Origin of the sequence: Bacteroides graminisolvens DSM 19988 = JCM 15093 (genome assembly GCF_000428125.1) — a bacterium.
Lineage (GTDB): Bacteria > Bacteroidota > Bacteroidia > Bacteroidales > Bacteroidaceae > Bacteroides > Bacteroides graminisolvens.
Map to the genome: position 1 here is coordinate 150,561 of NZ_ATZI01000006.1, position 14,473 is coordinate 165,033.

The window sequence follows — 14,473 nt, forward strand, 5'->3', positions numbered from 1 at the left end:
ACAAACTGCATGTTTAACCGATTTTTAGCTTATAGAAGCCCAGTTAACGTTTGTTTTGCGTAGCGCTTTGAGTTGTTTCCAGAGAACTTCGTTTTCCGGTAAATTGGCATTCGGGTCGCTATCAACAATAGAAGTTGCTATTTCGCGAACGTACTGCAACAATTGTCCGTCGCGCGCCAAATCGGCAATTTTTAAATCGAATGCCATACCACTTTGTTGCGTACCTTCCAAATCGCCGGGGCCCCGGAGTTTTAAGTCGGCCTCTGCAATCTCGAATCCGTCATTGGTACGCACCATGATTTCAAGACGCTTACGCGTATCTTCGGCCAGTTTATAACCCGTAACCAAAACACAGTATGACTGATCGGCACCACGCCCTACCCTTCCTCGCAACTGATGCAGCTGCGACAACCCGAATCGTTCGGCATTCTCAATCACCATTACCGAAGCATTAGGCACATTGACACCTACTTCAATGACAGTGGTGGCAACCATGATCTGTGCTTGTCCCGATACAAAAAGTTGCATTTGCGCATCCTTTTCAGCAGCTTTCATTTTACCGTGCACCTTACATACTTGGTATTGAGGAAACTCTTCGCGTATGTGCATAAATCCTTCTTCCAGGTTTTTCAGGTCAATCTTTTCACTTTCCTCAATCAGTGGGTAAACGATGTAGATCTGTCTACCCTCTTCAATCTGCTTACCGATGAATTTGTATAGACTTTCTCTACGATTATCAAATTGATGAATTGTTGAAATGGGTTTTCTGCCCGGTGGCAACTCATCAATCACGGAAACATCCAAATCTCCGTAAAGAGTCATGGCAAGTGTTCGTGGAATAGGCGTGGCCGTCATCACCAATATGTGCGGAGGGCGTTCGTTCTTTGTCCACAAACGGGCGCGCTGGGCTACTCCAAACCGGTGCTGCTCGTCGATAACAACCAACCCCAGCGAGGAAAAGCGGACGGAGTCTTCAATCACAGCATGCGTTCCTATCAGAATATGAATGTCTCCCGTTAGCAAAGCCGACAAAATCTCTTCCCGTTTTTTCCCTTTCACTCTTCCGGTAAGAAGTTCCACGCGGAGGTTCATTCCGTACAGCATCTCTTTGATGGTTTCAAAATGCTGATTGGCTAAAATCTCCGTCGGTGCCATCATGCATGCCTGATAACCATTGTCAAGAGCCAATAACATACTCATAAGGGCCACCAGTGTTTTACCGCTTCCCACATCACCCTGCAACAATCGGTTCATTTGTTTGCCGCAGCCTACGTCTTGTCTGATTTCTTTCAACACTCTCTTCTGGGCACCGGTTAGTTCAAAGGGTAAGTTCTTTTCATAAAACGTATGAAACACGGCACCTACATTCTCAAACACGTAGCCGCGATATTTCCGCTGCCTATCCTTTGAATACCTCAATATATTCAGCTGAACGTAGAAAAGTTCCTCAAACTTAAGTCGATATTGGGCTTTGCGGAGTAACTCGGGACTTTGTGGGAAATGGATGTTTCTCAAAGCCTCCGTCAGTGACATCAGGTGATAGGCAGACACAATGCCGGGTGATAATGTTTCGACTAACGGTTCTTGCAATTGCTGCATCACAGTAGCCATCATCTTCTCAATAGCACGTGAATTTAAGAACCCACGTTTCATTTTCTCCGTCGTATTATAATAAGGCTGCATGCCCATGGAAGAAATTACTAATTCCGAAACGGGATCAACATCGGGATGAGCCAAGTTGATTCGTCCATTGAAAACGGTTGGTTTCCCAAAAACGATATATTCTTGCTGGACTTTATACTTTCCGACGATAAACTTAATACCCTGAAACCAAACCAGATCAACCACTCCCGTTCCATCTGAAAAGTGAGCAATAAGGCGCCTTTGACGCCCTTCGCCAATTGTTTCAAAGCTCAGGATACGGCCCTTCAACTGAATGTAAGGCATGTTCCCATCAATTTCGCGTATCTGGTAAACTTTACTACGGTCAACGTATTTATAAGGAAAGTAATATAGAAGGTCTTGAAGCGAAAAGATATTCAGTTCCTTGTTCATCAACGAGGCACGTTGCGGCCCTACGCCCGCTAAATACTTAATATCACGTGTGGTTAAATCGTACATTACAACAATGCTTCGGCTACCTTCAAATCGAAAGGAGTAGTTAGTTTTATATTTTCACGGTTCCCGGGCGTCAGCGTCACTTTCACACCCATTGCTTCGACTACGGAAGCGTCATCTGTAAACGCTGAAGAATAAGGTTGTTCATATCCTTTGAGCAATAAATCGGCGTTGAAGACCTGGGGCGTTTGCACTAATTTATAAGCAGACCGATCGACCGTTTCACTACCGTTATTAGTTATATGACGTACTGTGTCAACCACATCCACAACCGGAACAACGGCTTTTTTTGTTACTGCCAACTCATAGCAACGATTTATCACATCAACAGAGACAAAAGGACGTACGCCATCGTGAACGCCTACAATGGAAGGGGTTTCAATTAAGCTCAAACCGTTTTTTACCGAATGAAAACGGCTTTCACCTCCATCGGCAACACGATGTTTAATAGTAAAATGGTGTTCTTCACACAGTTGCTTCCAATAGTTTTGTTGTTCGTACGGCAGCACAAGAATAATTTCCATCGCAACATCACTGCGATAAAACTGTTCAAGGGTGTGCATCAAGACCGGCCTACCTTTCAAAGGCAGAAATTGTTTGGGTTGTTCTCCACCCATACGCAACCCTTTGCCACCGGCAACAATCAAAACGTACTTCTTCATCAACTAGAGTTTCACTCCCATTCCTTTAATTAATTCTTGCATTTTGGCTTCGCCGACCAGCTCATGAACTAATGCAAGCGAGAATGCCATTGCTGCTCCCGGCCCATTACCGGTAGTAATGTGAGCATCTTCAACAACCGGTGCATTCACCAGCTGAGCACCCGCCAAAAAGCTTTCAAAGCCGGGGTAACAAGTAGCTTTTCGACCTTTGAGTAAACCTAATTTCCCTAAAGCCATAGGGGCAGCACAAATGGCTGCTATTTTTTTCTTATTAGCATCTTGCTTCAACAACAATTCATTCAGGCCTTCGTGTTTGGACAAATTGTCTGCACCGGGCATGCCTCCGGGCAAAAGTAAAAGCAGTGCATCACTAAAATCACAATCTTCAAACAAACTGTCACAGGTCAATGATACTCCGTGAGCACCAATTACAACATCTTCCGATGTAATGCTTACCATCTCCACTTTCAGTCCGGCACGTCTCAATACATCTACCGGCGTCAGCGCTTCGATTTCTTCAAATCCATTGGCAAAAAAAACATAAACAGTTTCCATAATCTATCATTAATAGTGATTTATCTCAAATTGAAGTAATAGGTAATGGTGCCGGTTTGATTATTAACCCCGTCAACGGCGTTGAAGCGGGCTTTCTTTGCAGCATCTTCGGCTGCTTTTCTCAAAGCCGGATTAACCGTATTGGTCAGTCTGTTAATACTCGTATTAATCACAACGCCGGCAGGATTTACAGTAATGGTAACAACAACCCTTCCTTCATCTTGCACATTGTACTGAGGACGTGGCAGTCCGCCTGTACCAATAGAGCGGCCGCCCAAATCAAAGGTACCATAACCTCCTGTTCCGCTAAGAGCCCCTGTAGAAGAGTTACCGGATTTACTTCCCTGTGTTCCTTCGCCTGATGTAGTTCCCCGGCTACCCATGCCAACTCCTTTACCGAATGCACCGGCCACACGTTTACTTGCTAACTCTGCTGCCGCTTTTCGTTCGCGTTCAGCTTCTGCTTCAGCAAGTTTGCGAGCCTCTGCCGCTTTTTCAGCCGCAGTTTTTTCAGTGCGCTTCACTTCTTTTTTCTTACTTTCAGTTTTGCGCTCTACTGCCACGGTCTGCTCGTCGGCTTGGGTTATCAAATCCGGTACATCTGCTGATTCGGCTGGTTTAGAAGGCGCTGCTGCTTCCTCCGGCATAATGTCGACATCAACCAAAGTTGACGGGTCGAATTCACCTTGAGCATCAGCCATTTCACCCAGCATAACCGGTACACCGCTCTCTTCTGTGGGAACAGGCACTGAGATGCCTAGCAATACCAACAGAATGATAAGAACCAGATGAACCAGAAAAGCACCAAGTGCAGCTATGTATTTTCCTTTTTCCTCTTTATTCATTCCAATCACTTCTCCTCAGGGGGGCGTGTAGCCAACACCATCTTAAAATGGTTTTCATTGGCAATATTTAATATTCTTACAATTTCACGGTAAGGAACCGATTCATCTGCATAAAGCGCCACATACATCTCGGGTTCCTTATCAGCACAAGCCTGTAAAAAGGTTGTTAGCTCAGCCAACTGTAAAGGTTGCTCCTTTTCGTTTCCAAAACCGGCATAAAAGTTCAAGTCTTTATCAATAATGACCCGGGTAAGCGGTTTGGCAGAAGTTTGCTGTTTCCCTTGCGGTAAAAGCACTTTGATTGCATTGGGCGACACAACGGTTGAAGTTATCATAAAAAAGATAAGCAACAAGAAAATAAGGTCCGTCATGGAAGCCATACTAAAATTAGGTGATATTTTTGCTCTACGCTTTAACATGCCGTTCTATTATTAGATTATTTCTTTGCGGGTTCGTTTAGCAAATCCATGAATTCCATTGTACGGGATTCCATCTTATTCACTACTCCATCTACCAACGTAACTAAATAATTGTAAGCAAACATGGCTATGATACCCACAATTAAACCACCTACTGTGGTAATCATTGCTTCGTAAATACCACCCGACAACAAGGTGATATCAATATTATTGCCGGCATTGGCCATTTCATAAAAAGCTCGTACCATACCGGTAACCGTTCCTAAGAATCCAAGCATGGGAGCACCTCCTGATATGGTTGCCATAATAGTAAGTCCTTTCTCCAATTTGGCCACTTCCAGATTACCCACGTTTTCGATCGCAACTTGTACATCGTTAACCGGGCGTCCCAAACGACTGATTCCTTTTTCAATCATTCGGGCCGAAGGCGTATTCATAGAACGACAATAACTCAGTGCCGATTTTATCTCGCCACTTAGAATGTAGTCTTTGATTTTATCCATAAACATCGGGTCCTCTTTGCCTGCTTTACGAATAGCATACATCCTTTCAAACAGGATATAAAAACAAACAACAGAAAATATTCCCAATATAATCATAATCCAACCTCCCTTGATAGCCATATCCAGCATGTTCATCTCGGCCGGCGCTGCAACAGGTGTTAATACAGGATTTGACGTGGCAAGTGAGTCTGTAAGATTGGTGGCCGCTTGTGCCAGTAAATTCATTGTATCCATCAGCGAAGACAATTTTTATATTCATGAATCGTTTTTTCTAGTCCCAGATATAATGCATCACTAATAAGTGCATGTCCTATAGAAACTTCATCCATCCAAGGAATGTTCTTATAAAGGAAGTTAAGATTTACTAAGCTCAAGTCATGACCGGCATTGAGTCCCATGCCCATACCACGAGCTACCTTGGCTGCTTCGACAAATGGCAATACGGCCTTTTCGGGGTTGTGTATGTATTCCGTAGCATACGGTTCAGTGTATAATTCAACTCTGTCGGCCCCTGCTTTAGCTGCATATTCAACCATCTCAATATCTGCTGAAACAAAAACAGAAGTGCGAATACCTGCATTGTTAAATTCATCAAGCACTTCCGAGAGGAAATCAAAATTCGTTTTAGTATCCCAACCTGAATTGGAGGTTATCTGATCAGGACTATCAGGTACCAAAGTCACTTGATGTGGCTTTACCCGCAAAACCAAATCTATAAAATCAGGCGAAGGATAGCCTTCCATATTAAACTCTGTTTTCAATAAAGGCCTCAGGGCATATACATCTGCTCTTGTGATGTGCCGTTCATCCGGCCGGGGATGAACAGTAATACCTTCAGCACCAAACTTCTCACAATCCAAAGCCACTTTAACAACATCCGGAACATTGCCACCCCGCGCATTGCGCAGTGTAGCGACCTTATTTATGTTCACACTCAATTTAGTCATATTTCTATAATTATTGCGGAATAAGATACCGCAGTCGTTAACTCAATAAATAAAATAATAAGAATAAAATAATAGTGATCTGAGAAAAAAATCCCATTTTTGCAAAGGTATCTATTGTGCAAATGTAATATTTATTAAGTAAACAGCCGACTTTTGCACATAAAAGATTCCTAAAAAGAGTTGCAGGAACAGACTAATTCGTATTAATTATGAAATTTGCTATCTTCGGAAATACATATCAGGCAAAAAAATCATCGCATGCCAAAGAGTTGTTCAGGTTACTAGAAAAGCACCGGGCAGAGCTATATATATGTCGAGACTTTTACCATTTCCTAACCAATGATTTAAAATTGGAAATAAAAGATGCCACCCTTTTTGATGGAGATCATTTCGAAGCCGACATGGTCATCAGTATCGGTGGCGACGGTACTTTCTTAAAAGCAGCCGGCAGAGTAGGAAGGAAAAACATTCCCATTTTAGGCATCAATACCGGGCGACTGGGCTTTCTGGCAGATGTATCCCCGGAAGAAATGGAAGAGACTTTCAATGAAATACATAAAGGTCAGTACAACGTGGAAGAAAGAAGTGTATTGCAACTTAGCAGTAACAAAAAGAAGATGGAAATACTCCTCTATGCACTCAATGATATTGCCATATTGAAACGTGACAGTTCTTCCATGATTACCATTCATACCTCTATAAACGATGCATATCTGGCTACTTACCAGGCCGACGGATTAATCATTGCTACTCCAACAGGTTCTACTGCTTATTCATTAAGTGTAGGAGGACCTATCATTGTGCCTCATTCCAATACAATAGCCATAACCCCGGTAGCTCCTCACAGCCTGAATATCCGTCCCATTGTTATCCGCGACGACTGGAAAATTACACTTGATGTTGAAAGCCGAAGTCACAACTTCCTTGTTTCCATAGATGGCAGCAGTGAGTCATTCACAGAAAATGATCGTATTACGATTAATCGTGCAGATTATACAATAAAAGTAGTAAAACGTCTTAATCACGTATTTTTCGATACATTAAGAAGTAAAATGATGTGGGGAATAGATAGTCGTAAATAGTAAACAAGGACTTCGACTCTGGAGATAGAATAAAAAAAAGACCGGTTCAAACGAACCGATCTTCTTTACTCTAAAGGATATATATTTAAAAATTAAGTTTACTCAATTAAAGAGCACCAACTTCTTTTAATGCACCGTTCACTTTACGAACTGCATCTGCACTAGCTTTGAAAGCAGCTTTTTCAGCCTCGTCCAAAGGAAGTTCCACGATCTTCTCAATACCGTTCTTACCTAAAATTACAGGTACACCACAGCAAATATCAGTTTCACCATATTCACCTTCCAAAGAAACAGAACAAGGTACCAACTTCATTTGGTTATGAAGAATAGCTTCAACAACAAATGCTCCGGCAGCTCCGGGCGCATACCAAGCAGAAGTACCTAGCAAGCCAGTCAGAGTAGCACCACCTACCATGGTAGACTTAGCCACTTCTTCTATTTTCTCAGCAGAAAGGAAGTTGCTTATAGGAAGTCCCTTGTATGTAGCAAAACGAGTTAAAGGAATCATAGTTGTATCGCCATGTCCGCCAATTACCATGCCCTCAACTTCATTGGCATTGCAACCCAAAGCCTGAGACAAGAAGTATTTGAAGCGTGAGCTATCAAGTGCGCCACCCATACCAATGATACGGTTTTTAGGCAATCCCAAAGATTTCAATGCCAAATAAGTCATTGTATCCATAGGGTTAGAGATAACTACAATAATTGCATTGGGAGAATACTTCAAAAGATTCTCAGCTACAGATTTAACGATGCCGGCGTTCACACCGATTAATTCTTCACGAGTCATACCCGGTTTACGAGGAATTCCAGAAGTAATAACTACTACGTCAGAATCAGCAGTCTGAGCATAATCGTTTGTGCAGCCAGTCAGTGTGGTATCAAAGCCTAACAACTGAGCTGTTTGCATCATATCCATTGCCTTACCTTCTGAAACGCCTTCTTTAACGTCCAGCATTACTACCTCATCGGCTACTTCATTAAAAGCAAGTACATTTGCACATGTAGCACCTACGTTACCTGCGCCTACTACGGTTACTTTTGACATATTACTATATTTTTAAATTGATAATGAATATCGTTATAACGAGCACAAAAATACAACCTAAATAACAATTAAAGAAATATTTCCATAATAATTTTAGTTAAAGAGTTCTGCTCAATCCATCTGAAAACATTATTTTTGCAGCAGTTAATAACTTTACTTTTAATTATGAATAAAAAATCTATCGGGATCATTGTCGCTTTTGGCGTATTGGTAGTAGCTATATTATCTGTAGCATACCTATTATACACAGAGAAACAAACCAATAAAGAGCTTGTTCAAGAGTTTAGTCTTGAGAAGGAAGATCTTGAAAATGAATATACACGTTTTGCCACGCAATACGATGAATTAAAACTAACTGTCTCCAACGATTCACTAGCCGGACTGCTTAATCAGGAACAAGTGAAGGTGCAGCGTTTGCTGGAAGAACTACGTACCGTAAAAAGCAGTAACGCCACAGAGATACGCAGGTTAAAAAATGAATTGGCCTCTCTCCGTAAAGTAATGATCAGCTACATCAATCAAATTGATTCGCTCAACCGCTTAACAGCCCAACAGAAGCAGGTTATTGCCGAGGTTACTCAGAAATACAACGATGCATCTCGTCAGATATCTAATTTATCTGAGGAGAAAAGTCAGCTAAACAAAAAAGTAACACTCGCTGCACAGCTTGATGCAACCAACATTTGGGTTGAGCCGAAAAACAAACGTGACAAACAAGCAAAGAAAGTAAAAGATGTAGTTAAATTCAATATCGGATTTACGATAGTGAAGAATATCACTGCTGAAGCTGGCGAACGTACCTTATATATACGTATCACCAAACCTGATAATGATGTCCTTACAAAAAGTTCCTCAAACACATTTACGTACGAGAACCGTACGCTGAATTATTCGATCAAAAAATACATAGAATACAACGGAGAAGAACAGCAAATCGTGGTTTATTGGAATGTAGAAGAATTCCTGTATGCAGGTAACTACAGAGTTGACATCTTTGCCGATGGTACATTGATTGGGTCACAAAGATTCGCACTTGAATAAGAAATGATATAAAAAATAGTTTCGCTGTTTTAAGAAAATCAGTGGTTTATAACGGGATTACGGTTATAAACCACTGATTTTTTTATAGTAAAACAGGCTACCCTTTCTTGAAAAGACCAAAGCTTTAAAAAAATATTAAAACATTTTGCCTTATCACCCAAAATCACTATTTTTGTCTCGTTGTTTATGCAATTATAAATAAAGGCATTTTAATTGCATATCAGCTTGTTAAGATGAACAATGTACAAACCAAGGTTGTTGGCTAAACTATATACGACCTTAATTATATTAATGCAGTGAATACAATGAAAAGATTAGTAAGCATCACGCTTTTTGCCGGCATTACTTTTTCACTTCAGGCACAAATAGCCTTAACGCTCGACAGTTGTAGGGCGCTAGCTATGGAAAATAATAAGGAGTTACTCATCGGTCAAGAGAAAATTAAGGCTGCTCATTATCAAAATAAAGCAGCATTCACCAACTATTTACCTAAATTATCGGCAACAGGTACTTACATTCGTAATCAAAAAGAGATTTCTATCCTTAACGACGAACAAAAGGCAGGGCTTAGCCAACTGGGAACAACAGTGGGTACACAAGTGAAAGGTTTTGCTCAACAACTAGCTGTTGCCCACCCAGAGCTCGTCCCTTTAATTACTTCATTGGGTAACTTCGACATAGCAACTCCGCTAAATGCGGCAGGTAATTCAATTGTAGATGCTTTCAGAACAGACACCCGAAACATGTATGCCGGAGCCATAACGCTTACCCAACCACTATACATGGGCGGTAAAATCAGAGCATACAACAAAATAACACAATATGCCGAAGAACTGGCCCGCCAGCAACACCACACAGGGATGCAGGAAGTAATACTCAGTACGGACCAAGCATATTGGCAGGTTATTTCTTTGGTGAATAAGAAGAAACTGGCTGAAGGATACTTGAAATTGCTGCAAAAACTTGAAAGTGATGTTGATCACATGATTGCCGAAGGAGTTGCAACCAAAGCCGACGGACTTTCAGTGAAAGTCAAGGTGAATGAAGCTGAAATGACTCTCACCAAAGTAGAAGATGGATTAAGTCTGTCGAAGATGTTGCTTTGTCAACTATGCGGACTTGATTTGAGTACCAATGTCGTACTTGCCGATGAGAACATGAACGATCTTCCTATACTCTTAAAGGAAAATAGCGAAATCAATATGGAAACAGCATATGCCAGCCGACCCGAACTAAAAAGTCTGGAGCTAGCCTCTTTAATATATAAACAGAAAGTTAACGTAACTCGCGCTGAACATCTCCCCACTGTGGCTTTATTGGGTAACTACCTGGTCTCCAACCCATCTGTATACAATGGCTTCGAAAATAAGTTCAAAGGGATGTGGAACGTCGGCGTTATGGTACAGGTTCCTATCTGGAACTGGGGAGAAGGCGTATACAAAACTAAAGCGGCTAAAGCAGAGGCACAAATAGCCAAATACCAGTTACAAGATGCTCGTGAGAAAGTAGAACTACAAGTAAATCAAGCCGCTTTCAAAGTTACTGAAGCAAAAAAGAAACTGATAATGGCCAGCAAGAATCTGGAAAAGGCCAATGAGAATTTACGATATGCAACCCTTGGTTTTGAAGAAGGTGTCATTGCACCGGCAAATGTACTCGAAGCACATACAGCCTGGCTATCTGCACAATCGGAGAAAATCGATGCACAGATTGATATTAAACTAACGGAAATCTATCTGCAAAAATCTCTAGGTACATTAAAATAATAAGGATACATAAACCATTCACTAAAACAAAAAAATAAAAATATGGCTTCTATAAAATCACAAAACAGTAACATGCTGCTTGCATTTTTAACGATGACGGGAATCATCGTTGTTGTAGCAATCGCCGGTTTTTTCATGTTAAGAAAAGGTCCGGAAATAATTCAAGGGCAGGCTGAGGTCGATGAATATAGGGTTTCGAGTAAAGTTCCCGGACGCATTCTGGAATTCAGAGTAAAGGAAGGACAATCTGTAAATGCGGGCGATACATTGGCCATTCTTGAAGCTCCGGAAGTTCAGGCTAAGATGGCTCAGGCACAAGCTGCTGAAGAGGCGGCTCAGGCTCAAAATGAAAAAGCCATAAAAGGAGCACGCCAAGAGCAAATTCAAACAGCATACGAGATGTGGCAAAAAGCGCGTGCTGGGGTGGAGATTGCGGAAAAGTCATACAAGCGCGTCAAAAACCTTTTTGAACAAGGAGTTATGCCTGCACAGAAGTTAGATGAAATAAGTGCGCAAAGGGATGCGGCCATTGCAACTGAAAAAGCAGCAAAAGCTCAATATACAATGGCTAAGAACGGTGCTGAAAGAGAAGATAAAATGGCTGCTGCCGCTCTGGTAAACCGCGCTAAAGGTGCTGTTGCTGAAGTGGAATCATACGTAAAAGAAACTTATCTGATTGCTCAAAGTAAGGGAGAAGTTTCAGAGATATTTCCTAAAGTAGGTGAACTGGTTGGTACAGGTGCTCCGATTATGAACATAGCCATGCTCGATAAACTTTGGGTCACTTTCAACGTAAGGGAGGATTTATTGCAAGGACTTACCATGGGCAGTGAATTTGAAGCAAGCATTCCTGCAATAAATAACAAAACCGTCAAACTCAAAGTATATTTTCTCAAAGACGTAGGTACTTATGCAGTTTGGAAAGCAACTAAAACAACCGGACAGTTCGATTTGAAAACATTTGAAGTAAAAGCAACTCCGCTTGAAGCAATAGAAAATCTTCGTCCGGGAATGACTGTTATTCTTAAAAAGAGATGAAATACACCGCCTTATATCACGTAGCCAAAAGAGAGTGCCACCGTTTGGTGTCAAGACCGCTTTACCTGTTTTGCATGGTAATAGCGCCGCTTTTTTGCTATGTATTCTTTACCACACTAATGGCATCCGGACTACCAACCGATTTGCCTGTAGGGGCAGTCGACTTAGACAATAGTAACACATCAAGGAAACTTCTTAGAAATTTGGACGCCTTTAGTCAGACAGGAATTGTAGAGCAGTACAATAGTGTAAACGAAGCGCGCCATGCCATGCAACAAGGCAAGATTTACGGTTTCTTCTACATACCTGCTCACTTATCGGCTGAAGCCCAGAGTCAGCGCCAACCTACCTTGTCTTTCTACACCAACAATTCATACCTCATTGCCGGATCACTTTTATTTAAAGACATGAAAATGATGGGAGAATTAGCATCAGGTTCTGCAGCACGCTCTGTTCTTTATGCCAAAGGAGCTACAGAATCACAAGCCATGGCCTTTTTGCAACCTATCGTTATTGACACCCATCCGCTCAATAATCCGTGGCTAAACTACTCCGTTTATCTATGCAACACACTGTTACCCGGAGTATTGATGCTGATGATATTCATGATTACAGTTTATTCCATAGGCGTGGAAATCAAAGACCGTACAGCTCGTGAATGGCTTCGTACGGGAAATAATTCCATTTATATTTCATTAGTAGGCAAATTACTACCGCACACTGTTATCTTTACCATAATGGGAATATTCTATAATGTATACCTGTATGGATATCTTCATTTTCCATGTAACAGTGGCATATTCTCCATGATTTTTGCAACGCTTTTCTTGGTGCTGGCTTCGCAATCATTAGGGGTAGTTATGATAGGTACCTTCCCATCCCTACGATTGGGATTAAGTTTTGCCTCACTATGGGGAGTCATCTCGTTCTCCATTTCCGGATTTACATTTCCCGTGATGGCTATGCACCCGGTTTTACAAGCGTTAAGCAACCTCTTCCCATTGAGGCACTATTTCCTAATTTACGTTGATCAGGCGCTGAACGGTTATAGTATGGCTTACTCCTGGATCAATTACATGGCTTTGCTTATCTTCATGATGTTGCCTTTCCTAGTTATTCATCGGTTGAAGAAAGCTTTAATTTACTATAAATACATGCCCTGATGAAAAATATAAAACTTAAAAACATCTTATCCGAAGGAACAGACGACTTGTTTTATATTTGGAAACAAGAGTTTAAAACCACTTTTCGTGATCAGGGGGTATTGATATTCTTTATATTAGTACCCATACTTTATCCGCTCCTATACGGCTTCATTTACACGAATGAAGTGGTACGTGAGATACCTGCATTAGCAGTCGACCATTCGCACACCTCGCTAAGCAGAGAGTATTTGCGAAAAGTAGATGCAACAGCCGACGTCAAAATAGTAGCCTATTGCAGTAATCTCGAAGAAGCCAAACAAAAATTAAGAGAGAGAGAAGCTTACGGCATCATCTATATCCCATCGGAATTTAGCGACAACATAACCAAAGGCATACAAAGCAAAGTAAGCCTTTACTGTGACATGAGCGGACTACTCTATTACAAAGGTTTGCTGATGGCTAACACGGCGGTATCACTAGATATGAATAAAAACATCAAAGTAGCTCGGGCCGGAAACACCACGCAACGCCAAGATGAGATTACGGCCTATCCCATTGAATATAGAGATGTTGCCATGTTTAACCCCACCAACGGCTTTGCAGCATTTCTTATCCCTGCCGTACTAGTGCTTTTAATACAGCAAACCTTGTTGCTAGGTATCGGTTTGGCAGCGGGTACAGCGCGCGAACACAACCGTTTCAGAGATCTGGTTCCTATCAACAAACACTACAACGGCACATTACGTATCGTACTAGGGAAAGGACTCAGCTACTTCATGGTTTACACTTTTATGTCCACCTACGTATTGTTTGTAGTCCCCCGCTTATTCAGCCTCAACCAAATAGGACATGCTGACGACTTGATTCCATTTATACTGCCTTATCTGGCAGCTTGCATCTTCTTTGCCATGACCGCATCTATAGCCATCCGCAATCGGGAAACTTGTATGTTGATTTTTGTATTTACTTCTGTTCCGTTGCTCTTCATATCGGGAGTATCATGGCCGGGAGCTGCAGTTCCTGCCTTTTGGAAGTATTTTTCCTACTTATTTCCTTCTACCTTTGGCATAAACGGTTTTATACGGATTAACAATATGGGAGCCACATTGAGCGATGTCGCTTTCGAATATAAGGCACTTTGGATACAAGCCGGTGTTTATTTCCTGACAACTTGCTGGGTGTACCGTTGGCAAATCATTACAAGCAGGAAACATGTCATTGAAAAGTACAAAGAGTTGAAAGCCAAGCGAACAACTGTTCTATAAGCCACAAGAATTGATCTTAAAAGCAGTTTTTTTTAATGG

Annotated in this window: 14 protein-coding genes; 6 read left to right on the top strand and 8 right to left on the bottom strand. The window is 41.6% G+C overall.

The window, feature by feature from the left end; translation table 11 throughout:
• Window positions 1–24 precede the first annotated feature (24 nt).
• From recG to C511_RS0107025, 7 genes are read right to left on the bottom strand one after another with little or no spacing between them, the layout of a single operon-like run.
• Window positions 25–2,121 (bottom strand): ATP-dependent DNA helicase RecG, encoded by a 2,097-nt coding sequence (gene recG / locus C511_RS0106995; protein WP_027317973.1) that lies wholly within the window; start codon window positions 2,119–2,121, stop codon window positions 25–27.
• Complete coding sequence (locus tag C511_RS0107000) at window positions 2,121–2,780, bottom strand: 2-C-methyl-D-erythritol 4-phosphate cytidylyltransferase (RefSeq protein WP_024996657.1); 660 nt, start codon at window positions 2,778–2,780, stop codon at window positions 2,121–2,123. Before C511_RS0107000 ends, recG begins: the two co-directional genes overlap by 1 nt.
• A gap of 3 nt (window positions 2,781–2,783) precedes the next feature.
• Window positions 2,784–3,335, bottom strand: coding sequence for a DJ-1 family glyoxalase III (locus C511_RS0107005; protein WP_027317974.1), 552 nt, complete (start codon window positions 3,333–3,335; stop codon window positions 2,784–2,786).
• Window positions 3,336–3,355: 20 nt separating this feature from the next.
• Window positions 3,356–4,180: a TonB family protein gene (locus C511_RS0107010; RefSeq protein ID WP_024996659.1), complete on the bottom strand. Its 825-nt coding sequence runs from the start codon at window positions 4,178–4,180 to the stop codon at window positions 3,356–3,358.
• 5 nt (window positions 4,181–4,185) lie between these two features.
• On the bottom strand, window positions 4,186–4,599 hold the full coding sequence (locus C511_RS0107015) for an ExbD/TolR family protein (RefSeq protein ID WP_081698276.1): 414 nt from the start codon (window positions 4,597–4,599) through the stop codon (window positions 4,186–4,188).
• 17 nt (window positions 4,600–4,616) lie between these two features.
• Window positions 4,617–5,336 carry a MotA/TolQ/ExbB proton channel family protein gene (locus tag C511_RS0107020; RefSeq protein WP_024996661.1) on the bottom strand — a complete coding sequence of 240 codons (720 nt, stop codon included), beginning with the start codon at window positions 5,334–5,336 and terminating at the stop codon, window positions 4,617–4,619.
• Window positions 5,336–6,049, bottom strand: coding sequence for a pyridoxine 5'-phosphate synthase (locus C511_RS0107025; RefSeq protein WP_027317976.1), 714 nt, complete (start codon window positions 6,047–6,049; stop codon window positions 5,336–5,338). The genes C511_RS0107020 and C511_RS0107025 overlap by 1 nt, the downstream gene beginning before the upstream one ends.
• Before the next feature lie 209 nt (window positions 6,050–6,258).
• Between C511_RS0107025 and C511_RS0107030 the strand changes: the two genes are divergently transcribed.
• Window positions 6,259–7,131, top strand: a complete 873-nt coding sequence (locus C511_RS0107030; RefSeq protein WP_024996662.1) for an NAD kinase — start codon at window positions 6,259–6,261, stop codon at window positions 7,129–7,131.
• Between the two features lie 106 nt (window positions 7,132–7,237).
• Here the strand turns inward: C511_RS0107030 and mdh are convergent, their stop codons facing one another.
• On the bottom strand, window positions 7,238–8,179 hold the full coding sequence (gene mdh, locus C511_RS0107035) for a malate dehydrogenase (protein ID WP_024996663.1): 942 nt from the start codon (window positions 8,177–8,179) through the stop codon (window positions 7,238–7,240).
• 165 nt (window positions 8,180–8,344) lie between these two features.
• Here mdh and C511_RS0107040 point away from each other — a divergent pair, with 165 nt between their 5' ends.
• From C511_RS0107040 to C511_RS0107060, 5 genes are all read left to right on the top strand, one after another.
• Complete coding sequence (locus C511_RS0107040; protein ID WP_024996664.1) at window positions 8,345–9,220, top strand: hypothetical protein; 876 nt, start codon at window positions 8,345–8,347, stop codon at window positions 9,218–9,220.
• A 305-nt stretch (window positions 9,221–9,525) separates the two neighbouring features.
• Window positions 9,526–10,986, top strand: coding sequence for a TolC family protein (locus C511_RS0107045; RefSeq protein ID WP_027317977.1), 1,461 nt, complete (start codon window positions 9,526–9,528; stop codon window positions 10,984–10,986).
• A 42-nt stretch (window positions 10,987–11,028) separates the two neighbouring features.
• A complete protein-coding gene (locus C511_RS0107050) occupies window positions 11,029–12,024 on the top strand; it encodes an HlyD family secretion protein (protein WP_024996665.1) in 996 nt (331 codons plus the stop codon).
• The gene (locus C511_RS0107055; RefSeq protein WP_027317978.1) at window positions 12,021–13,187 is read left to right on the top strand and encodes an ABC transporter permease; all 1,167 of its coding nucleotides are present in this window, start codon (window positions 12,021–12,023) and stop codon (window positions 13,185–13,187) included. Before C511_RS0107050 ends, C511_RS0107055 begins: the two co-directional genes overlap by 4 nt.
• On the top strand, window positions 13,187–14,434 hold the full coding sequence (locus C511_RS0107060; RefSeq protein ID WP_027317979.1) for an ABC transporter permease: 1,248 nt from the start codon (window positions 13,187–13,189) through the stop codon (window positions 14,432–14,434). The genes C511_RS0107055 and C511_RS0107060 overlap by 1 nt, the downstream gene beginning before the upstream one ends.
• Window positions 14,435–14,473: the final 39 nt, after the last annotated feature.

Coding starts and splice junctions, on each gene's coding strand:
- C511_RS0107060 (WP_027317979.1), top strand. CDS start 13,187: ATGAAAAATATAAAACTTAAAAACATCTTATCCGAAGGAACAGACGAC.
- C511_RS0107015 (WP_081698276.1), bottom strand. CDS start 4,599: ATGTTAAAGCGTAGAGCAAAAATATCACCTAATTTTAGTATGGCTTCC.
- C511_RS0107045 (WP_027317977.1), top strand. CDS start 9,526: ATGAAAAGATTAGTAAGCATCACGCTTTTTGCCGGCATTACTTTTTCA.
- mdh (WP_024996663.1), bottom strand. CDS start 8,179: ATGTCAAAAGTAACCGTAGTAGGCGCAGGTAACGTAGGTGCTACATGT.
- C511_RS0107020 (WP_024996661.1), bottom strand. CDS start 5,336: ATGGATACAATGAATTTACTGGCACAAGCGGCCACCAATCTTACAGAC.
- C511_RS0107010 (WP_024996659.1), bottom strand. CDS start 4,180: ATGAATAAAGAGGAAAAAGGAAAATACATAGCTGCACTTGGTGCTTTT.
- C511_RS0107025 (WP_027317976.1), bottom strand. CDS start 6,049: ATGACTAAATTGAGTGTGAACATAAATAAGGTCGCTACACTGCGCAAT.
- C511_RS0107055 (WP_027317978.1), top strand. CDS start 12,021: ATGAAATACACCGCCTTATATCACGTAGCCAAAAGAGAGTGCCACCGT.
- C511_RS0107040 (WP_024996664.1), top strand. CDS start 8,345: ATGAATAAAAAATCTATCGGGATCATTGTCGCTTTTGGCGTATTGGTA.
- C511_RS0107000 (WP_024996657.1), bottom strand. CDS start 2,780: ATGAAGAAGTACGTTTTGATTGTTGCCGGTGGCAAAGGGTTGCGTATG.
- recG (WP_027317973.1), bottom strand. CDS start 2,121: ATGTACGATTTAACCACACGTGATATTAAGTATTTAGCGGGCGTAGGG.
- C511_RS0107050 (WP_024996665.1), top strand. CDS start 11,029: ATGGCTTCTATAAAATCACAAAACAGTAACATGCTGCTTGCATTTTTA.
- C511_RS0107005 (WP_027317974.1), bottom strand. CDS start 3,335: ATGGAAACTGTTTATGTTTTTTTTGCCAATGGATTTGAAGAAATCGAA.
- C511_RS0107030 (WP_024996662.1), top strand. CDS start 6,259: ATGAAATTTGCTATCTTCGGAAATACATATCAGGCAAAAAAATCATCG.